The organism is Acuticoccus kandeliae (assembly GCF_003073115.1).
The window spans coordinates 321,349-340,442 of record NZ_QBBV01000003.1 but is presented as its reverse complement, the minus strand read 5'-3'; the positions used below and the strand labels follow the sequence as shown (position 1 = coordinate 340,442).

Here is a 19,094-nt window from a genome sequence, read left to right as displayed (position 1 = left end):
CGCGCGATGACCGCCAGCACCGACAACCGAAGGCCGATCCCCTCGCGCACCTCGCGCTGGGCGGTCGCCCTCGCGAAGGCCGTCGCGGGGCTCGGGATCAGCGCCAACGCCGTCTCGGTGTCGAGCCTCGTCTTCGCCGCGCTCGCCGCCGCCGCGCTCCTCGCAGCGCCCGAGAGGCCCGCCCTCTACCTCGCCGCGGCGCTCCTGTGCCCGCTCCGCCTCCTCGCCAATCTCATCGACGGGATGGTCGCGGTGGAGCACGGGCGCGCGACGCCCACCGGCCCGCTCTACAACGAGATCCCGGACCGGCTCGCCGATGTCGCGATCCTCGCCGCGGCCGGGGCCTCGGCGGCTGCGGCGGCGGGGACGGGGTTCGTCGCGGACTGGGGGACGCTCGTGGGATGGCTCGCCGCCGTCGCCGCGCTGATGACGGCCTATGTGCGCGAGCTCGGCCGCGCGCTCGGCCGGCCGGCCGATTTCGGCGGCCCCTTCGCCAAGCAGCAGCGGATGGTCGCCGTCACGATCGGCTCGCTCGGCGCGGCCGTCGAGGGGCTGTGGGGCGGCCACGGCGAGATCCTCTTCGCCGCGGTCCTGATCGTCGCGATCGGCACGATGGCGACGGCGTGGCGCCGCCTCGCGCGCCTCGCCGCCTTCCTGCGCGCCGGCGCGCCCGAGTGAGTGTCCGCTCAGCGCACGATCGAGAGGGAGGGGCTCGGCCGCATCAGCTCGCCGCGCGTCACGTAGCGCAGGATCGCGACCACCTGCTCCGGCGTCTCGCACACCGCGAAGGCCTCGGCGTCGACCTCCTTGAGGGCGTGGGCGTGCTCCTTGGAGTGGACGACGATGTAGGGCGTCCCCTGCGCCGCGGCATAGCCGGCATCGAAGGCGGCGTTCCACTGCTTGTACTTGTCGCCGAAGCGGATGACGACGAGGTCCGCCTCGCCGATCAGCGTGCGGGTGCGGATCGCGTTCAGCTTGGCGCCCTTGTGGTCCTTCCAGAAGGCGCTGTCTTCGTGACCGAGGATGGTGACGCCGCAATCGTCCGACGCGTCATGGTCCGTCACGGGCCCGGTGAGCACGACGGGCAGGTCGAGCTCGTCCACCCCGTCGGCGATCTGCTCGCGCCAGTCGGTGTGGATCTCTCCGGAGAGATAGACGGTCAGTTCGACTTCCATGGCGCTGTCCTATGGCCTCCCTCGTTCGCGTCCCTGCCTTTCGCCGACCGGCGGTCCGGATCGGATCCGGCCCTCCCGGCGAAGCGGCAGAACAATTCGGTCACTCGACCGGATCGCGCTCTAGCACAGCAACGCCTCTCGCGAACTAGGGCAGAGGGCGTTTGGGGCGAGGCGTCGGGTGAGGCGGCGCTAAGGGGATGGAAAGCCGCCGCCCCTAGTCTCGGCGAATCAGCCGGCCGCACCGGGCCTCGGGAACAGAGCCGCCGGCCGCCCGTTCGGTCAGTGGGAGATATTCTTGATGACGATCTGTATGCGTACCGCCGCCCTCGCCGCCCTGACGCTCGCCCTCGCGCTCGCACAGAGCGGCACCGCGTCGGCCCAGAGCGGGTATGGCGACACCCAGCTCTCCTACTCGAACGGCGTGGTCTACGACGACGACATGGTCCCCGGCCGCGGCATGAACCAGCCCTTCCTCGTCGGCGAGCAGAACACGGTCACCTATGGCGGCCCGACCGTCTACGGCACGGGTCGTCCGAACTCGGCCAACCTCATCGGGTCGGACGGCCGGGTCGACCAGAGCCTGCGCGACAGCGCGAACCGGACCGAGCAGCGCTACAGCCGCCAGCGCATCCAGCCCTGACACCGGCGCCGGAGACCGTTGACCGCCGCTCAGGCGGCGGTCGCGGGTCCTGCGGCGGCGATCGCCTCCTGGAGGGCGGCGCCGAGCTCGTCCTCGAACACGTCGAGCAGCTCGTCGGGCGCGGCCGTCACGCGGATGCAGCGGTCCTGCGGGGCGACGAACGGCATCCGCACGAACACCCCGCGCTTTGCGAGCGCGGCGACGAGCGCGCGGGCGACCGCCCCGTCATAGCCGACATCGAGCGTGACGAAGTTCGTCGCGCTCGGCAGCGCCACGAGGCCGTGATTGGCGGCGATGCCGGCGATCCGCTCCTTCGCCGCGGCGACCTCCACCTTGATCAGCTTCAGATGCTGATCGTCCGCGAGGGCGGCGATGGCGCCGGACTGGGCGACGCGGTTCACGCCGAAATGGTTGCGCACCTTGTTGAAGGCGGTGGCAAGCTCCGGCGTGGTGATCGCGTAGCCGATGCGCGCCCCGGCGAGCCCGTAGGCCTTCGAGAAGGTGCGCAGGCGGATGAGGCCCGGATGCTCGATTCCGATCGGCGGCGCGGCGCCCTCGGAGAACTCCACATAGGCCTCGTCGAGGCACAGGATGGCGTTCTCGGGCATCGCCTCGATCATCTCGACGACGGTCGCCGCCGGATGCCAGGTGCCCATCGGATTGTCGGGATTGGCGAAATAGGCGAGCGGCGACGCCTCCCGCTTCACCGCGTCGACGATGGCGGCCGGATCCTCGCGGTCGTCCCGGTAGGGGACGGTGACGAGGCGGCCGCCGAAGCCGTGGACGTGATAGTTGAACGTGGGATAGGCGCCGGCCGAGGTCACGACCGGCGTGCCCGCCTCCACGAACATGCGCACGATCAGGCCGAGGAGACCGTCGATCCCCTCGCCGATCGCGACGCGATTCTCCGCGACACCGTGGTGCGCCGCGATGGCGGCCCGGAGATCGAAATTCTCCGGATCGCCGTATTTCCAGCTCTCCGCGGCTGCCTCCGCCATGGCGGCGACGGCTTTGGGAGAGGGGCCGAACGCGTTCTCGTTCGCCCCGAGGCGAGCGCGAAACTGGCTGCCCATCGCGCGCTCCTGCGCCTCAGGGCCAACAAACGGCACGCTCGCGGGGAGCGCCGCCACCAAGGAGGTGAACGGCGCGCTCATCAGTAGCGGTACGCTTCGGTCTTGAAGGGGCCGGCCTCTTCGACGCCGATATAGGCGGCCTGTTCCTTCGAGAGCTTGGTGAGCGTCGCGCCGAGCTTGGCGAGATGCAGTTCGGCGACCTTCTCGTCGAGATGCTTCGGCAGCACGTAGACCTTGTTCTCGTACGTGCCGGCATTCTGCCAGAGCTCGATCTGGGCGAGCGTCTGGTTCGAGAAGGAGGCGGACATGACGAACGAGGGGTGGCCCGTCGCGTTGCCGAGGTTCACGAGGCGGCCTTCGGACAGGAGGATCATCCGCTTGCCGTCGGGGAACTCGATGAGGTCCACCTGCGGCTTCACGTTCTTCCACTTCATGTTGCGAAGGGAGGCGACCTGAATCTCGTTGTCGAAGTGACCGATATTGCAGACGATCGCCATGTCCTTGAGCTTGCGCATATGCTCGAGGGTGACAACGTCCTTGTTCCCGGTCGCGGTGACGACGATGTCGGCGCGCGGCGCGGCCTCCTCGAGGGTGACGACCTCGAACCCGTCCATCGCCGCCTGGAGGGCGCAGATCGGGTCGATCTCGGTGACGAGGACGCGGGCGCCGGCACCGGAGAGCGATGCGGCCGAACCCTTGCCGACGTCGCCATAGCCGCAGACGATCGCGACCTTGCCGGCCATCATCACGTCGGTGCCGCGGCGGATCGCGTCGACGAGCGATTCACGGCAGCCATACTTGTTGTCGAACTTCGACTTCGTGACCGAGTCGTTGACGTTGATCGCCGGGAAGACCAGCTCCCCGCGCTTCTCCATCTGGTAGAGGCGCAGAACGCCCGTGGTCGTCTCCTCGGAGACGCCACGGATGGCCTTCTTGCAGCGCGAGTAGAAGGTCGGGTCGCGGGCGATGCGGCGCTTGATGGTCGCGAAGAGCGCCTCTTCTTCCTCGTTGCCGGGGTTGGTGAGGACGGACGGATCCGTCTCCGCCTTCGAGCCGAGCATGACGAGGAGCGTCGCGTCGCCGCCATCGTCGAGGATCATGTTGCAGGTTTCGCCATTGCCCCAGTCGAGGATCTGGTCGGCATACTCCCAGTATTCCTGGAGGGTCTCGCCCTTCACGGCGAAGACGGGGATGCCGGCCTCGGCGATGGCGGCGGCGGCGTGGTCCTGGGTGGAGAAGACGTTGCAGGACGCCCAGCGCACTTCGGCGCCGAGCGCGACCAGCGTCTCGATGAGGACGGCGGTCTGAATGGTCATGTGCAGCGAGCCGGCGATGCGCGCGCCCTTCAGGGGCTGCGCGGCGGCATTCTCCTCGCGCACGGCCATCAGGCCGGGCATCTCGACCTCGGCGATGCCGATCTCGGTGCGCCCGTAGTCCGCAAGCTCGATGTCTCTGACGACGTATTTCACGTCCGCAAGGGTGGTCATGGAACAGTCCTTCAATTCGTTGGGCGCTGTATAGGGCCCCACGGCCTCTCATGCAACGATATAAAGATATCGTTATGCGAACATTCCCGCCGGGGCTGCGGCCGGGCTGGGAAAGGCGACGACAATCCGCGACACGTCCGAAACACGGTTCCGATGGCCAGCTTGGCGAAAATCGTCTACTGCTGCGGGCGAATAGAAGGGTTGAGCGTATGACATCACCCGCCGTCGAGGCCCTCGCCTCACCGCCCGTCACCGGCGCGCCGCGCCTTGCGCCGCCGCGGGTGCTGATGATCCACCCGCGCTTCATGGCCGGCTCGTTCTGGTCGATGGAGAAGACCTGCCAGATGTACGGCGCGGAATATCCGATGCCGCCGCTCGGCCTCATCACCGTCGCCGCGATGCTCCCGCCGGACTGGGACGTCCGCGTGATGGACCGCAACGTCGAGACGGTGACGGACGAGGACATCCTCGCCGCCGACCTCATCATGACGGGCGGGATGCTGCCCCAGCGCGGCGACTTCCTGCACGTGATCGACTGGGCGCACCGGCTCGGCCGCAAGGTCGCGATCGGCGGGCCGGACGTGATGTCGAGCCCGCACGTCTACGAGCATGCCGACTTCATCGTCACCGGTGAGGCGGAGAGCGTGATCGATCAGCTCATCGAGGCCTGGCGCAGCGGGGCCGAGGGCGGGCGATTTGATCCCGAGAAGTTCAAGGCGGATGTCGAGAAATCGCCGATCCCGCGCTTCGAGCTCCTGAACCGGCCGAAATATCTGCAGATGACCGTGCAATTCTCGCGCGGCTGCCCGTTCACCTGCGAATTCTGCGACATCATCGAACTGTTCGGCCGCCGGCCGCGCACGAAGACGACGGCGCAGATGCTGACCGAGCTCGATGCGATCCACGCGCTCGGCTATCGCGGCCACGTCAACTTCGTCGACGACAATCTGATCGGCAACAAGAAGGCGGTGAAGGCCTTCCTGCCGGAGCTCATCCGCTGGCAGGAAGAGCACAATTATCCGTTCGACTTCTCGACGGAGGCCTCGCTCAACATCGCCGACGACACCGAGCTGATGGGGATGCTGTCGAAGGCGGGCTTCATCGGCGTCTTCATCGGCATCGAGAGCCCGGATCCGGCCGTCCTCACCGCGACGAAGAAGAAGCAGAACACCAAGCGCGACATCGCCGAGAGCGTCCACCGGGTCTATGCGAGCGGGCTTTCGGTGCTCGCGGGCTTCATCGTCGGCTTCGACGAGGAGAAGGGGCCGATCGGCGATGCCGTCGCCGACCTCATCGAGGACGCGGCGATCCCGGTCGCGATGGTCGGCCTCCTCTACGCCCTCCCCGGCACCGAGCTGACCCGGCGCCTCGAGCGCGAGGGGCGGATGCACGACGAGGTGACGGTCGAGTCGATCGCCGAATCGGGCACCGCCGACCAGTGCACGCTCGGCCTCAACTTCGAGACGTTGCGGCCCCGGCGCGAGATCCTCCAGGATTTCCGCACCGTCATCGCGCGCACCTACAGCCTGGAGAGCTACCACAAGCGGGTGCGGCGCCTCGCCGATCTCCTGCGCTTCGACCACGCGAACATCGACGTGCTGCGCTCCGGCTTCTTCAAGAACGCGGCCTTCGTCGTGCGCCTCAGCTGGCACCTCGGCATCATCGCGAAGGACGGCAAGCGCCTCTATTGGGGCACGATCTACCACGCCGCGCGCCGCGACTCGCGCTCGCTGGAATCGGTGTTCCTGTGCCTCGCGGCCTACCTCCACACCGGCGCCTTCTCGAAGAAGGTGCTGGAATCGATCGACAAGAAGATCGCCGAGGTCGACGCCGCGATGGCGTCCGCCCCCGCCCCGGCCTTCGCCGCGGAATAACAGAACGCCGCCGGGCACCCCCGGCGGCGTTTTCTCTCCTCTTCGACCGGCGCCGGCGCGGACCGGCCTCGCGCACCCGGTCCTAGCGGACCGGCAGGCGGTCGACGTTCGATTCCTGCATCGCCTTCAGCGTGCCGCCGGCCTCGTCGCCATCCTCGATCCCGTCGCCGTCTCCGCGCGTCGGACGCGGGCTGTGCGTCGCAAAGGATTTCAGCGTCGGCGTCTTCACGCCCGGCATCGGCTTCGGTGTGGCGGTGTTCTGCGCGGTCGGCAGGCGGTCGACATTCGACTCCTGCATCGCCTCGCGGGTGCTCTGCCCGCCTTCGCCGCCTGCGTCGATGGTGTTTTGCGCCATGGCCGCGAACGGCAGCAGAGAAAGCGTGGCGATCGCGAGAATTCGCTTGTACATTTTGAATACGCCTCCGGATTTATCAATTGATCCGAAGAACGCGGCATTTCTCTTTTCCGTTCCGCCACTCGAATACTTGGAATGAAAGCGCCGGAGCGCGGCCGATTTCGTGCACCCTTCGGGAAGAAATGAAAATCTCGTGGGATGGAAATGGCGCCGTGCGGCGCGGGCGCTCGACGTGTGGGGAGCTGGCACACGCCGGGCACGAAAAAGGCCGGCGCTGGGCCGGCCTCGAGCGGATCACGTGATGAGCCGGCGGTCTGCCGGAGGCGGGTCGCCTCAGAGAGCGGCCTTCACCGTGCGCAGGGTCGCGATGCGGCGCTCGGCCTCGTCGCGGTCGGCCGGGACATTCATCGCGGCGGCCGCGGACTCCGCGTCCTGGATCAGCGCGTCGATCGTCCCGCCGGACATGTCCTCGACGGAGGTCGCCGATTCGGCCAGCACGGTGCAGGTGGTGCCGTTCATGTCGCAGAAGCCGCCGTCGATGAAGACGCGCTTGCTGCCGCCGGAGCCACCGATCACTTCCATGATCCCCGGCCCCAGGAGGGCGAGTAGCGGCGCGTGGCCGGCCATCACCTGGAACTCTCCCTCCGCCCCGGGGAGGCGGACGGCCTCGACGTCGCCGGAGAAGATGAGCTTTTCCGGAGAGACCAGCTCAAAGGGAAAGGTTGCCGCCATGTCGTAGGGTCCTCAGAGGTGTCGTCGCACGCCGCGCAGGCGGCCCGTCGGGTTCAGCCCGCCGCACGGCGGTGAGGGATCCGGCGCGGTTTGCGCGCCGGATCGGATCGGATTACGCCGCTTCGGCGAGTTCCTTGGCCTTGTCGATCGCTTCGTCGATCGTGCCGACCATGTAGAAGGCCGCCTCGGGCAGGTCGTCATACTGGCCGTCGACGAGACCGCGGAAGCCCTTGATCGTGTCGGCGAGCTCGACGAAGACGCCCGGCTTGCCGGTGAAGACTTCGGCGACGTGGAACGGCTGGCTGAAGAAGCGCTCGATCTTGCGGGCGCGGGCGACGGTGAGCTTGTCCTCTTCGGAGAGCTCGTCCATGCCGAGAATGGCGATGATGTCCTGCAGCGACTTGTAGCGCTGGAGGATCGCCTGCACGTCACGGGCGGTCTTGTAGTGCTCCTCGCCGATGATCTGCGCGGAGAGCATGCGCGAGGTGGAGTCGAGCGGATCCACGGCCGGGTAGATGCCCTTTTCGGCGATCGAGCGGTTCAGCGTCGTCGTCGCGTCGAGGTGGGCGAAGGAGGTGGCCGGGGCCGGGTCGGTCAGGTCGTCGGCGGGCACGTAGATGGCCTGCACCGAGGTGATCGAGCCCTTGGTGGTGGTGGTGATGCGCTCCTGCAGCGCGCCCATGTCGGTCGCGAGGGTCGGCTGATAGCCCACCGCCGAAGGAATACGGCCGAGAAGCGCCGACACTTCGGAGCCCGCCTGCGTGAAGCGGAAGATGTTGTCGACGAAGAAGAGCACGTCCTGGCCCTGGTCGCGGAAATATTCGGCGACGGTGAGGCCGGAGAGCGCGACGCGGGCACGGGCGCCCGGCGGCTCGTTCATCTGACCGTAGACGAGGGCGCACTTGGAGCCTTCGCCGCCGCCGGCCTTGTTCACGCCGGACTCGATCATCTCGTGATAGAGGTCGTTGCCCTCGCGGGTGCGCTCGCCGACGCCGGCGAACACCGAGAAGCCACCGTGCGCCTTGGCGACGTTGTTGATGAGTTCCTGGATCAGCACGGTCTTGCCGACGCCCGCGCCGCCGAACAGGCCGATCTTACCACCACGCGCATACGGGGCGAGGAGGTCGACGACCTTGATGCCGGTGACGAGGATTTCCGCCTCGGTCGACTGCTCGATGTAGGACGGGGCCGGGGCGTGGATCGGGCGGGTCGTGTCGTGCTTGATCGGACCAGCTTCGTCGATCGGCTCGCCGATGACGTTCATGATGCGGCCGAGGGTCCCGTCACCGACAGGCATTTCGATCGGGTTGCCGGTGTCCGTGACGGTCTGTCCGCGCACCAGACCCTCGGTGGCGTCCATGGCGATGGTGCGAACGGTGTTCTCACCAAGATGCTGGGCCACTTCCAACACGAGCGGCTGCCCGTTGTTGTCGGTCTCGAGTGCGTTCAGAATGGCGGGGAGGTGATCGGTGAACTTCACGTCCACGACGGCGCCGATCACCTGGGTCACTTCTCCGGTCGTCTTGTCAGCCATGGGGCAGGGTCCTCGGGATCTCAACACGTAATTGTTGCTTTGAACGGCTTGGTGCGCGGGTGCAAGGTCAACTTTGCCCCCTGCGTCCCCACGGCCGTGAATTCGGAGCTCCGGAGCCGCTGTCGCGGTCCGGAGCGGGGCAGTCATGCGCTTTCGCGGTGCCGGTCGCCCGGCGCGGTCTCAGTCCGGGCGCGAGCGCCGCATCAGAGCGCCTCGGCGCCCGAGATGATCTCGATGAGCTCCTTGGTGATCTGCGCCTGACGGGTGCGGTTGTACTGCATCGTCAGACGGTTGATCATCTCGCCCGCGTTGCGCGTGGCGCTGTCCATCGCGCTCATGCGGGCGCCCTGCTCGGACGCCGCATTCTCGAGGAGCGCGCGGAAGATCTGCACGCGGATATTCCGCGGCACGAGCGCGTCGAGGATCTCGGTGGCGTCCGGCTCGTATTCGTAGACGGCGTTGCCGGCCGTGGCGATCTGGCCCGCGTCGCTCGCCTCGCCAGCCGCCGCGGCGGCCGGGATGAGCCGGAGGCCGGTCGGCACCTGGCTGATCACCGAGCGGAACTCGGAATAATACAGCGTCGCGATGTCGAACTCGCCCGCCTCGTACATCGTGACGACGCGGTCACCGACCGTGTGCGCCTCGGTGAAGGAGATGCGGCGAACCGTCTTGAACTCGATGAGGCCGACGATCTGGTCCCGGAACAGGCGGCGCAGGATGTCGTATCCCTTCCGCCCGACGCACAGGAACTTCACGGTCTTGCCGGCGGCCATCAGGTTGCGCGCGTCGCTCACCGCCTTGCGGACGATGGCGGAGTTGAACGCGCCGCACAGGCCACGGTCGGCCGTGCAGACGACCAGCAGGTGAGTGTCGTCCTTGCCGGTCCCGGTCATGAGGACGGGGGCGTCAGGGTCGCCCGCCGTCATCTGCGCGAGGTTCGCGAGAACCGCCGCCATGCGTTCCGCGTACGGTCGTGATGCTTCGGCCGCTTCTTGAGCACGACGCAGCTTCGCCGCGGCGACCATCTGCATCGCCTTGGTGATCTTCTGCGTCGCCTTCACGGAGGCGATGCGATTGCGGAGGTCCTTGAGAGAGGCCATGTGTGCTGATCCCGCTCCGGAGGCTTACGCCGCCTTCGCAGGCGCCTGCGCCACGAAGGTCTTGGTGTAGGATTCCACCGCAGCCTTCAGCTTGGCGCCCAGCTCGTCCGTGATCTGCTTCTCGGCCCAGATCCCGTCCAGAATGTCGCGATATTGGCCGCGCATCAGGGCGAGGAGCCCTTCCTCGTAGCGCTGGATCGCACCGACCGGGATGTTGTCGAGATAGCCGTTCACGCCGGCATAGATCACGGCGACCTGCTCGGGCGTCGTGAGCGGCGAGAATTGCGGCTGCTTCAGGAGCTCGGTGAGGCGGGCGCCGCGCGCCAGGAGGCGCTGCGTCGTCGCGTCGAGGTCCGAACCGAACTGCGCGAACGCGGCCATCTCGCGATACTGGGCGAGCTCGCCCTTAATCTTGCCGGCGACCTGCTTCATCGCCTTGATCTGGGCGGAGGAGCCGACGCGCGACACCGAGAGGCCGACATTCACCGCCGGACGGATGCCCTGATAGAACAGGTCCGTCTCGAGGAAGATCTGGCCGTCGGTGATGGAGATGACGTTCGTCGGAATGAACGCCGACACGTCGTTGCCCTGCGTCTCGATGACCGGGAGCGCGGTCAGCGAACCGGCGCCGTGATCGTCGGACATCTTCGCCGCGCGCTCGAGGAGGCGGGAGTGGAGATAGAACACGTCGCCCGGATAGGCTTCGCGGCCCGGCGGACGGCGCAGGAGCAGCGACATCTGGCGATAGGCGACGGCCTGCTTGGACAGGTCGTCATAGCCGATCACGGCGTGCATGGCGTTGTCGCGGAAGAACTCGCCCATCGCGCAGCCGGTGAACGGGGCGAGGAACTGCATCGGCGCCGGGTCGGAGGCGGTGGCGGCGATGACGATCGAGTAGGGCAGCGCGCCGGACTCTTCGAGCACCTTCACGAACTGCGCGACGGTGGAGCGCTTCTGACCCACGGCGACGTAGATGCAGTAGAGCTTGTTCGCGTCGTCGTTGGCGTCGTGGATCGGCTTCTGGTTCAGGAAGGTGTCCAGAATGATCGCGGTCTTGCCTGTCTGACGGTCGCCGATGATCAGCTCGCGCTGGCCGCGGCCGACCGGGATGAGCGCGTCGATCGCCTTGAGGCCGGTCGACATCGGCTCGTGCACCGACTTGCGCGGAATGATGCCGGGCGCCTTCACGTCGACGCGGCGGCGCTCGGTGTACTCGATCGGGCCCTTGCCATCGATCGGGTTGCCGAGCGCGTCGACCACGCGGCCGAGGAGGCCCATGCCCACCGGGGCGTCCACGATGGCGCCGGTGCGCTTCACGGTGTCGCCTTCACGGATCTGACGGTCGTCGCCGAACACCACGACGCCGACATTGTCGACTTCGAGGTTCAGCGCCATGCCGCGCACGCCGCCCGGGAACTCGACGAGCTCGCCGGCCTGCACCTTGTCGAGGCCGTAGACGCGAGCGATGCCGTCACCGATGGACAGCACCTGGCCCACTTCGGAGACTTCCACCTCCTGGCCGAAATTCCTGATCTGGTCCTTGAGGATGGCCGAAATCTCGGCGGCGCGGACGTCCATCTTATGCGGCTTCCTTCATGGCAGTGCGCAAACCCGCGAGGCGCGTGCGAACGCTGGTGTCGATCATTTGGCTTCCGAGACGCACGATCAGACCGCCGATCAGCGACGGGTCGACATGCGTTTCGAGTTTTACAGTGCCCCCGGCCTTTTCGGCGAGAACATTGCGCAGCGCTTCGGCCTGCGCGTCGGACAGAGGTTCCGCGCTCGTGACGACGGCGATCGTCTCCCCGCGGTGCTTCGCGAGAAGGTGGTTGAACACCTTGAGCATGTCGGGCGTGGCGAAGAGGCGACGGTTCTTCGCGGCGAGCTTCATGAAGTTCGCGACGAGGCCCGTGACCCCGGCCTTCTCCATCACGGCGGAGAGGGCGCGCGCCTGCTCTTCGGCGGAAAAGATCGGGCTTGCGACAAGACGGCGCAGGTCGGCGCTCTCGTCCAACATCGCGAGCAGGGTGTTCACCCCAGCTTCGACGCTGTCGAGCGCGTTCTCTTCGATCGCCAAGTCGAACAGCGCCGAAGCGTAACGGTGCGCAACGCCTGATGTTTGGATATCGGCCAAGACGCGTGCTCTTTCGTCATCAATCGCGGCCCACCCCCTGGACCGCTGTCATTCGCGGGCCGATAGCATAGGGTTTTAAGGGGAGCAACGGCGGCAATGTGCGCGAAAGTCGGTCGATCGTCACATTCCCCCCGAATTGGGGACGAACATCGCTGGACGATCGCGCCGCCGAAGACGAGATGACCTGCCGCTTTTCAAGGCACTACGGCATCGCGGCGGTGTTCCCGCCGCGCCATTCAACGAAATTGTCGCGATTTCCATCCGCGGCCGAACAACGCCCCGCCGGGGCGAAGTCTCGCGCCCACGAGCGACGGCGACGCCCTGCGCCCGTCCCGGCGCCTAGGCGCGCGCCGGCGCGACCGAGCGGGACGAGACCGCGCCGATGAAGGACTCGATGGTGGTCCCGAGGCGGTTGGAGCTCTCCTTCAGGGAGGTGGAAAGCTCGTTCACCTCGCCCGCCACCTTCGAGGTCTCGCCGACCTTCTCCTCAACGCCCTTCACGTTCTCGGCGACGTTGCCGGTCTGGGTCGTCACCACGGTCACGTTGCGCGAGATCTCGTCGAGCGCGGCGCTCTGCTCCTCCACGGCCGCGGCGACGCCCGCCGTGTTGGTGTTCACCTCGCCGATCGCATGGTCGATGATCTGGATCGCCTGGACGACCTCGTTCACCTCCCCGCTCACCTGGCCGATGACGCGGCTGATGTCCTCCGTCGCCTTCGCGGTCTGATCGGCGAGCTGCTTCACCTGCTGGGCGACGACGGCGAAGCCCTTGCCCGCCTCGCCCGCCCGCGCCGACTCGATGGTCGCGTTGAGGGCGAGGAGGTTGATCTGCCCGGCGATGCTCGTGATGAGGTCCACCACCTCGTGGATCTTGTCCGACCGCGCCTTGAGGCCCGTGACCTTCTGCCCCGCCTGGGCGGACGCCTGTGTCGTGCGCTCGGTGAGGTGGGTGACGTTCTGGAGCTGTTGCGAGATGTCGCGGATCGACATCGACATCTCCTCGATCGCCGCCGCGACATTCTGCACGCTCGCCTCGGTCGCCTCCGCCGCGTGCGAGCAGCTCACCGTGTAGTCGTGGCTGTGGCCCGCGACGCTCTGCAGCGAGGTCGCCGCCGAGCCGAGGGTGTGGCCCGCGTGGCCGAGCTGGCCGAGGAGGGTGCCGGAGCTGTCGCGGAACGCGTCGATCGCGCGGCGCACGGCCTCCGCGTTGCGCGCCTTCGTCTCCGCGTCGCGGGCCTGCTCGCGCTCGATCTCCTCGTTGCGCTTGCCATTGTCGCGGAAGACCTCGAGCGCACGGGACATCTCGCCGATCTCGTCGCCACGCTCGGTCCCGCCGATGGTGACCTCCCAATCCTTGTCGCGCAGCCGCTCCGTGACGCCGGCGAGGCGGCGCAGGGGCGCTACGACCGATCCGCGCACGACGAACGACATGAGGAGACAGATCGCCATCAGAAGCGCGCTCGACCCGATCGAGACGGCCTGAAGGAGGCCAAGCTCGTGGTCCTGCGCGTCGCGCGCGGTCGTCTGCTCCGCCTTCAGCGCCTCGATGATGGTGGCCAGCCGGTCATCGATCTCGCGCCACAGCGTCGCGTTCTCGACGGAGGCTTCGCGCAGGCGCGCCATGTCGACCGTATAGGGGTCGCGCATGTCGACGATCTGATACTCGACGATCTCCGTCTGCCAGCGCCGCAGGAGCTGGATCAGCGCGTCGATGGCCTGGGCGCCGCCCCCACCCTCCCCGCCGCGCGTGCGCAGGTCGGTCTCGCGCCGCCCCATATCCTCCAGCGCCTTTTCGATCGCGGCGAGGTGGCTGATGTCGCTCGAATTGACGAGGCGCAGGACCGAGCTGTGCGCCGCCTCGACGACGTCGCGATAATCGAGCAGCGCGTCGAGCGCCTCGGAGTTCTGCGCATTCCGCTCGACATGATGCAGGAGGGCGCTGGTCTGATAGATGATGAAGCCCGCCGCGAGGATCGTGACGAGCATGATCCCGCCGAACGCGATCATCATCTTCCGGGTAATCGAGAGGTTCGCCATCATTGGGCCCGCTCCCGGCGCTGCAATTCGGTGAGGTTGATCTCGAAGGTCGCCGCGCCGATCACGCCCTCGCCAGGCGACTCGATGGTGAGGTTCACCTGGGCGCGCCACGTCTTCGACTCGTCGTTCCACTCCGCGTCGTCGATGAAGACGGTGCCGGGGCCGACGCTGTAGGTGCGCTGCCACTTCGCCTCGTCGCCCTGCCAATAGTCGGACGTGATGTTGCTCTGCGCGACGTTGAGCCCGTACGCGTCCATCACGATGATCTCGCAATAGAGGCCCAGCGAGTGGGCCTGGAGGCGGGTCAGATAGTTGGAGAGCGGGTTCGCGAGCGTCGCCGCGATGAGGGGCTTTGCCGGGCTCTTCAGCTCGGCGCGCCATTGGGTGTCGAGCCGCTCGACCTCGGCGGGGCTGATGCCGGAGCGCGCCCGGTTCTGGTTCGCGACCGAGCGCAGCACGATCTCCGTGTCGAGATGGGCGCGGATGTCGGCGACGATCGCGTCGGTCACGAGGGCGCCGCTGAGGCCTTGCGGCAGGGCCGGCCCGGTGCCGAGCCAGAGCCACGCCATCGCGGCGCAGACCGCGCCTGCGCGCCCTCCCGGCCCCTGACTTCCAATTCGCATGACGCTTCACCCCTCCCGACGCGGCGATCGTCGACACGCCACGGGCGCGCGGACCGCAAAGGAGATAGGCGTCGTTGATTGCGCCGGGCTGGCGCGACCGCCGGTCAGGCGGTGGCGAGGGTCCTGACGGCCGTCGCGCAGCGCTCTGGCATCACCTCGTGGATGAAGTGCCCCTCGTCGGTGACCTGGTCGACCGTGACGTTGGGCTCAGCCGCGATCCGCGCGACGTCCTCCGGGGTGATCGCGCTGCCGAGATCGCGCGATCCGGCGATGTAGATGACGGGGATTGCGACACGGCGCAGGAGCGCGATCGCGTCGTATCCGTCGGCGATGTGGCCGTCCATCAGCGCGTCGAGGACGCGGGGGTCGAAGGCCGCGAGCTGTCCGGCGCGCAGGCGAATGCCGGGCTCCCCGAACGCGTCCGTCATCGTCTGGCCGCGATGGCCGGAGGGCCAGTTGGCGACCTCACGCTCCCAGTCGGCGCGCGTGTAGCCCGCCGCGCGCCCGGTCATCAGCCGCTTCAGCCCCTGGAAGCCGCGATAGAAATTCGTCTCGGCGAGGCGCGGCATCATCGCCTCGAAGAGCGGCGCGTCCTCCAGCACCAGCGCGCGCACGCGCCCCGGAAGGCGCGCGGCGGTCGCCAGCGCGACGAGGCCGCCCAGCGAATGGCCGTAGAGGAGCGGCCGGTCGTCGCCCACGAGGGGCGCGATCTCGTCCGCCATCGCCTCGACCGAATAGTCCGGGATGCGCGGTGCGTCGCCGTGGCCGAGGAGGTCGCGGCAATCGAAGGCGAAGCCCGGCAGCGCGTCGATGAGCCCCGCGAAATCGTGCCGGTCGCGGGTCGCGGCGTGAAGGGCGATGACCCTCGTCGCTGGCGCAGTCGTCATCGCGCGGCCTTTCCTGTCGTGCAATTCGGGTGGCCTGTCGTGCGCATCGGGTGGCGGCCGGTCACGCCGGGCGGCCCTCGGCGAGGCGCTCGATGGCGAGGGTCAGCGTGCGGACATCCTCGCGCAGCGCCTTGATGTCGTTCGCCATGACGGCCTGCTCGTCGTGGAGGGCCTGGCGGCTCGCGTTCGCCTCCTCCTCGACCTCCTGCTGCATCCCCGACACGATGATACCGATGAAGAGGTTCAGGACCGCGAAGGCGGTGACCATGATGAAGGGGACGAAGAAAACCCAGGCGTGCGGGTACACCTCCATCACCGGCCGCACGATGCCCATCGACCACGATTCCAGCGTCATGATCTGGAAGAGCGAATAGGCCGACGCGCCGATGGAGCCGAACCAGTCCGGGAAGCTCGCCCCGAAGAGCGAGGTCGCCATCACCGAGAAGACGTAGAAGATGATGGCCATCAGGAACACGATGGAGCCCATCCCCGGCAGCGCCGCGATGAGGCCGCCGACGACGCGCCGCAGCGAGGGCACCACCGAGACGAGGCGCAGCACCCGCAGGATGCGCAGCGCCCGCAGCACCGAGAAGCCCCGGCTCGCCGGCATCAGCGCGATCGCGACGACGAAGAAGTCGAAGAGGCTCCACCCGTCCTTGAAGAAGCGGAGGCGGTAGACGGCAATCCGCATCGCGATCTCGATGACGAAGACGGCGAGGATCAGCCCGTCGAGGAGGTTGAGGAGCGGGCCGACCGCGCCCATCACCTGCGAGGAGGTCATCAGGCCGAGAATCACGGCGTTGATGAGGATCAGCGCCACGATGAAATATTCCCACTGGCGCGATTCCACCAGTCGGCGAACAGGCTCGAGCACGGACACCTCCAAGGACGCGGAGCGCGCGCCGCCCGGCTTCGGGCGCACGCAAAAAGGGGCGGGACGGATGGCGGGCGCCGCGGCGCGCGTGGTCCCGCGGCCTCGTTTGCGGCGGGCCAGCCTGTCCGTCAAGCGCATTGGGCGGGTTCGCGACGGGCTGTGCGTCGCACGTCCTCTCCCTTGACACCGCGACCGGTTCAGCGTGTTGTGGCGGCGAGGCGGGTGTAGTTCAGTGGTAGAACGCAAGCTTCCCAAGCTTGATGTCGTGGGTTCGATCCCCATCGCCCGCTCCAGCCCCTCCCCCCACACCGCAACGGACCGAACCGCGAAGCGCCGGCGCGTGCGCGCTGCGTGGGGGCGACATCAAACCCCTGTCATGTTGGATCTTTAGGACCGCGGCCAACCTTCACCACAGCGTGGAACGAACATGGCTCGCTTCCTTCTCGCCGCCGCGACGCTCGCGCTCGCGGCCCCGGCGCACGCCGACTCGATCGGCTCGCTGGACCTCCTCGGCACGGCGACGATCCCCTACGCGCAGGATTTCGAGGGCGGTCCCGTCGTCGGCATCTCCGGCCTCACCCATGCCGGCGCGGACAACCTCTTTTACGGCATCTCCGACGTCACCGACGCGGCGCCCTTCTATCTCATCGAGATCGTGGTGGGTGCGGACGGCACCGCGCCGACCATCCGCTGGGTCGAGCGCCGGCAGTTCCAGAACCCCGACGCCGAGGGCGGCGCCTGGGTGGACGGCAGCCTCGACCCCGAGGCGATCGCCTACGATGCGCGCAAGGACGAGCTCCTCTGGGCCTCCGAGAGCCGCGGCGGGACGAACACGCCGGTCTTCATGCACGTCGCGAAGCCGGACGGCAGCTTCCTTCGCAGGGTCGCGATCGACGGCAAGTACGACCACACCCGGAACCAGGCCGCGGACGGGACGCTGACGCAGGGCATCTTCGCCTCGGCCGGCTTCGAATCGCTGACCTTCACGCCGGATTTCTCCGCCCTCTTCGCCGCGCCCGAGGACACGCTCGTCCAGGACGGGCCGTCCGCGAAGTCGGGCAACGGGGCAAGCGGCCTCGCCCGCATCATCCGCTATGAGGAGCGGGACGGCGCCTGGGTGCCGGCCGCGGAATTCGCCTACGAAGTGTCGCCGCGCGAGGACACGCTGTCCGGCGAAGGCGCCAACTCGCTCGTCGACCTCCTTGCGATCGACGGCACGACCCTCCTGGCGCTGGAGCGGGAATGGCCGGACACGCCGGGGTCCAACCCGCCGAGCCGCAACATCAAGATCTTCGAGATCGACCTGTCAGGCGCGAGCGACGTGATGGCGCTCGACACGCTCGCCGGTGCGGATGTCACGCCGGTGGCGAAGCGCCTTGTCCTCGACCTCGACGATCTCCTCGCGGGCGAGACCGGCGTCGCGGGCGTCCTTTCCTACGAGGCGCTGATCTTCGGGCCGGACCTTGCCGACGGGCGCCGCTCGCTGATCATGCTGAACGACAATGACGGCGCGCGCGACAACCAGCTTCTGGTGTTCGCGGTGAACCCTGCCCCGGCCGACTGAGCCCTCGGACCGCCCCGTTCGAAAAAACGCATTTTTTCGCGGAAGGGACGGAACCAACCGGGCGGCGGGGCGTTTACCTGTTGGCTGAGACCGGCCGTCCCCCGTCCGGACACAGCACATCCACCTTCGACAACCTGCCTGGCCACCCATTTTTGGGTGGCCACTTTTTTTGCCTCCAGCCCGCCTTCGCAGGTCTTCAGCCCGCCTTCGCGACGGCGCGGGCGGCGAGGACCGGGATGAGGTGCGCGCGATATTCGGCCGAGCCGTGGATGTCGGCGAGCATCGTCTCGGGGTCGATCTTCACCCCGCGTACCGCGTCCGGCGACCAGTTCGAGGCGAGCGCGGCTTCCATCTCCGGCACGCGGAAGACGCCCTCGTTGCCCGAGCCCGTCACCGCAACGCGCGGCCCGTCCGCGAGCAGCGCCACGAACACCGAGCACAGCGAGTAGCGCGAGGCCGGGTTGCGGAACTTCTCGTAGCCGGCCTTCCGCGGGATCTTGTAGGCGATCCTGGTGATGATCTCGTCATCCTCCAGCGCCGTCTCGAAGATGCCGACGAAATAGTCCGCCGCCGCGTGCTCGCCCTTCGAGGTCATGATGGTCGCGTCGAGCGCCAGCGCCGCCGCCGGATAGTCCGCCGCCGGGTCGTTGTTGGCGAGAACGCCGCCCATCGTGCCCATGTTGCGCACGGCCGGATCGCCGATCGTGCCGGCGAGATAGGCGAGCGCCGGGATCGCGCCCGCGATCTCCTTGGAGGCCGCCACCGCCGCGTGCGTCGTCGCCGCGCCGATCACCACGCGGTCCGCCTCGACGCTGATCCCCTGAAGCTCGGGGATCTTCGTCACGTCGATGACGTCGCTCGGCGCCGCGAGGCGCTGCTTCATCGTCGCGAGCAGCGTCTGACCGCCGCCGAGGAACTTCCCGTCCTCCGCCGCGCCGAGCTTCGCGACCGCATCCTCGAGGCTCGTCGCCTTCGCATAATTCGTTGCGTACATGTCCCCGTCTC

At 67.9% G+C, this 19,094-nt stretch carries 18 protein-coding genes and 1 tRNA gene; 5 read left to right on the top strand and 14 right to left on the bottom strand.

From position 1 onward, the window contains the following. Positions 1–6 precede the first annotated feature (6 nt). Positions 7–678, top strand: a complete 672-nt coding sequence (locus DBV35_RS20785) for a CDP-alcohol phosphatidyltransferase family protein (RefSeq protein WP_108662296.1) — start codon at positions 7–9, stop codon at positions 676–678. 8 nt (positions 679–686) lie between these two features. On the opposite strand, the gene DBV35_RS20780 is transcribed toward DBV35_RS20785, so the two are convergent. Continuing rightward, the gene (locus DBV35_RS20780) at positions 687–1,175 is read right to left on the bottom strand and encodes a YtoQ family protein (protein ID WP_108662295.1); all 489 of its coding nucleotides are present in this window, start codon (positions 1,173–1,175) and stop codon (positions 687–689) included. A 298-nt stretch (positions 1,176–1,473) separates the two neighbouring features. On the opposite strand from DBV35_RS20780, the gene DBV35_RS20775 reads away from it, so the two are divergent. After that, positions 1,474–1,815 (top strand): hypothetical protein, encoded by a 342-nt coding sequence (locus DBV35_RS20775; RefSeq protein ID WP_157961884.1) that lies wholly within the window; start codon positions 1,474–1,476, stop codon positions 1,813–1,815. A gap of 29 nt (positions 1,816–1,844) precedes the next feature. Here the strand turns inward: DBV35_RS20775 and DBV35_RS20770 are convergent, their stop codons facing one another. Further along, positions 1,845–2,969 (bottom strand): pyridoxal phosphate-dependent aminotransferase, encoded by a 1,125-nt coding sequence (locus DBV35_RS20770; protein WP_108662293.1) that lies wholly within the window; start codon positions 2,967–2,969, stop codon positions 1,845–1,847. After that, complete coding sequence (ahcY, locus tag DBV35_RS20765; protein WP_108662292.1) at positions 2,969–4,375, bottom strand: adenosylhomocysteinase; 1,407 nt, start codon at positions 4,373–4,375, stop codon at positions 2,969–2,971. Before ahcY ends, DBV35_RS20770 begins: the two co-directional genes overlap by 1 nt. Positions 4,376–4,584: 209 nt before the next feature. Between ahcY and DBV35_RS20760 the strand changes: the two genes are divergently transcribed. After that, positions 4,585–6,249, top strand: a complete 1,665-nt coding sequence (locus DBV35_RS20760) for a B12-binding domain-containing radical SAM protein (protein ID WP_108662291.1) — start codon at positions 4,585–4,587, stop codon at positions 6,247–6,249. A gap of 82 nt (positions 6,250–6,331) precedes the next feature. Here DBV35_RS20760 and DBV35_RS20755 read toward each other — a convergent pair whose 3' ends face one another. The 10 genes from DBV35_RS20755 to DBV35_RS20710 form a co-directional block, all read right to left on the bottom strand. Then, positions 6,332–6,658: a hypothetical protein gene (locus tag DBV35_RS20755; RefSeq protein WP_108662290.1), complete on the bottom strand. Its 327-nt coding sequence runs from the start codon at positions 6,656–6,658 to the stop codon at positions 6,332–6,334. A gap of 279 nt (positions 6,659–6,937) precedes the next feature. Further along, positions 6,938–7,336, bottom strand: coding sequence for an ATP synthase F1 subunit epsilon (gene atpC / locus DBV35_RS20750; protein ID WP_108662289.1), 399 nt, complete (start codon positions 7,334–7,336; stop codon positions 6,938–6,940). Positions 7,337–7,448: 112 nt separating this feature from the next. Further along, entirely contained in the window at positions 7,449–8,870 is a 1,422-nt protein-coding gene (gene atpD / locus DBV35_RS20745; protein ID WP_108662288.1) for a F0F1 ATP synthase subunit beta, read from the bottom strand. A gap of 203 nt (positions 8,871–9,073) precedes the next feature. Continuing rightward, entirely contained in the window at positions 9,074–9,970 is an 897-nt protein-coding gene (locus tag DBV35_RS20740; RefSeq protein ID WP_108662287.1) for a F0F1 ATP synthase subunit gamma, read from the bottom strand. A 24-nt stretch (positions 9,971–9,994) separates the two neighbouring features. Continuing rightward, complete coding sequence (atpA, locus tag DBV35_RS20735) at positions 9,995–11,548, bottom strand: F0F1 ATP synthase subunit alpha (RefSeq protein ID WP_108662286.1); 1,554 nt, start codon at positions 11,546–11,548, stop codon at positions 9,995–9,997. 1 nt (position 11,549) lies between these two features. Continuing rightward, a complete protein-coding gene (locus DBV35_RS20730) occupies positions 11,550–12,104 on the bottom strand; it encodes a F0F1 ATP synthase subunit delta (RefSeq protein ID WP_108662285.1) in 555 nt (184 codons plus the stop codon). 339 nt (positions 12,105–12,443) lie between these two features. After that, positions 12,444–14,144 carry a methyl-accepting chemotaxis protein gene (locus DBV35_RS20725; protein WP_108662284.1) on the bottom strand — a complete coding sequence of 567 codons (1,701 nt, stop codon included), beginning with the start codon at positions 14,142–14,144 and terminating at the stop codon, positions 12,444–12,446. Continuing rightward, positions 14,141–14,764, bottom strand: a complete 624-nt coding sequence (locus tag DBV35_RS20720; RefSeq protein WP_245944016.1) for a hypothetical protein — start codon at positions 14,762–14,764, stop codon at positions 14,141–14,143. The genes DBV35_RS20725 and DBV35_RS20720 overlap by 4 nt, the downstream gene beginning before the upstream one ends. Before the next feature lie 104 nt (positions 14,765–14,868). Next, positions 14,869–15,651 (bottom strand): alpha/beta fold hydrolase, encoded by a 783-nt coding sequence (locus DBV35_RS20715; RefSeq protein WP_108662282.1) that lies wholly within the window; start codon positions 15,649–15,651, stop codon positions 14,869–14,871. Positions 15,652–15,712: 61 nt separating this feature from the next. Continuing rightward, positions 15,713–16,525 carry an ion transporter gene (locus DBV35_RS20710; RefSeq protein ID WP_245944015.1) on the bottom strand — a complete coding sequence of 271 codons (813 nt, stop codon included), beginning with the start codon at positions 16,523–16,525 and terminating at the stop codon, positions 15,713–15,715. A gap of 218 nt (positions 16,526–16,743) precedes the next feature. Here DBV35_RS20710 and DBV35_RS20705 point away from each other — a divergent pair. Both DBV35_RS20705 and DBV35_RS20700 read left to right on the top strand, forming a co-directional pair. Further along, positions 16,744–16,818: transfer RNA gene (locus DBV35_RS20705), tRNA-Gly, on the top strand. A gap of 134 nt (positions 16,819–16,952) precedes the next feature. After that, positions 16,953–18,089: an esterase-like activity of phytase family protein gene (locus DBV35_RS20700; protein WP_108662280.1), complete on the top strand. Its 1,137-nt coding sequence runs from the start codon at positions 16,953–16,955 to the stop codon at positions 18,087–18,089. Between the two features lie 196 nt (positions 18,090–18,285). Here DBV35_RS20700 and DBV35_RS20695 read toward each other — a convergent pair whose 3' ends face one another. Further along, positions 18,286–19,083 (bottom strand): FAD binding domain-containing protein, encoded by a 798-nt coding sequence (locus DBV35_RS20695; protein WP_108662279.1) that lies wholly within the window; start codon positions 19,081–19,083, stop codon positions 18,286–18,288. Positions 19,084–19,094 lie beyond the last annotated feature (11 nt).

Excerpts from the sequence above, each read along its gene's own strand:
- atpC (WP_108662289.1), bottom strand. The coding sequence starts at position 7,336 with ATGGCGGCAACCTTTCCCTTTGAGCTGGTCTCTCCGGAAAAGCTCATC.
- DBV35_RS20725 (WP_108662284.1), bottom strand. The coding sequence starts at position 14,144 with ATGATGGCGAACCTCTCGATTACCCGGAAGATGATGATCGCGTTCGGC.
- DBV35_RS20760 (WP_108662291.1), top strand. The coding sequence starts at position 4,585 with ATGACATCACCCGCCGTCGAGGCCCTCGCCTCACCGCCCGTCACCGGC.
- ahcY (WP_108662292.1), bottom strand. The coding sequence starts at position 4,375 with ATGACCACCCTTGCGGACGTGAAATACGTCGTCAGAGACATCGAGCTT.
- DBV35_RS20740 (WP_108662287.1), bottom strand. The coding sequence starts at position 9,970 with ATGGCCTCTCTCAAGGACCTCCGCAATCGCATCGCCTCCGTGAAGGCG.
- DBV35_RS20695 (WP_108662279.1), bottom strand. The coding sequence starts at position 19,083 with ATGTACGCAACGAATTATGCGAAGGCGACGAGCCTCGAGGATGCGGTC.
- DBV35_RS20720 (WP_245944016.1), bottom strand. The coding sequence starts at position 14,764 with ATGCGAATTGGAAGTCAGGGGCCGGGAGGGCGCGCAGGCGCGGTCTGC.
- DBV35_RS20780 (WP_108662295.1), bottom strand. The coding sequence starts at position 1,175 with ATGGAAGTCGAACTGACCGTCTATCTCTCCGGAGAGATCCACACCGAC.
- DBV35_RS20770 (WP_108662293.1), bottom strand. The coding sequence starts at position 2,969 with ATGAGCGCGCCGTTCACCTCCTTGGTGGCGGCGCTCCCCGCGAGCGTG.
- DBV35_RS20700 (WP_108662280.1), top strand. The coding sequence starts at position 16,953 with ATGGCTCGCTTCCTTCTCGCCGCCGCGACGCTCGCGCTCGCGGCCCCG.
- DBV35_RS20785 (WP_108662296.1), top strand. The coding sequence starts at position 7 with ATGACCGCCAGCACCGACAACCGAAGGCCGATCCCCTCGCGCACCTCG.
- DBV35_RS20775 (WP_157961884.1), top strand. The coding sequence starts at position 1,474 with ATGACGATCTGTATGCGTACCGCCGCCCTCGCCGCCCTGACGCTCGCC.
- DBV35_RS20715 (WP_108662282.1), bottom strand. The coding sequence starts at position 15,651 with ATGACGACTGCGCCAGCGACGAGGGTCATCGCCCTTCACGCCGCGACC.
- DBV35_RS20755 (WP_108662290.1), bottom strand. The coding sequence starts at position 6,658 with ATGTACAAGCGAATTCTCGCGATCGCCACGCTTTCTCTGCTGCCGTTC.
- atpA (WP_108662286.1), bottom strand. The coding sequence starts at position 11,548 with ATGGACGTCCGCGCCGCCGAGATTTCGGCCATCCTCAAGGACCAGATC.
- atpD (WP_108662288.1), bottom strand. The coding sequence starts at position 8,870 with ATGGCTGACAAGACGACCGGAGAAGTGACCCAGGTGATCGGCGCCGTC.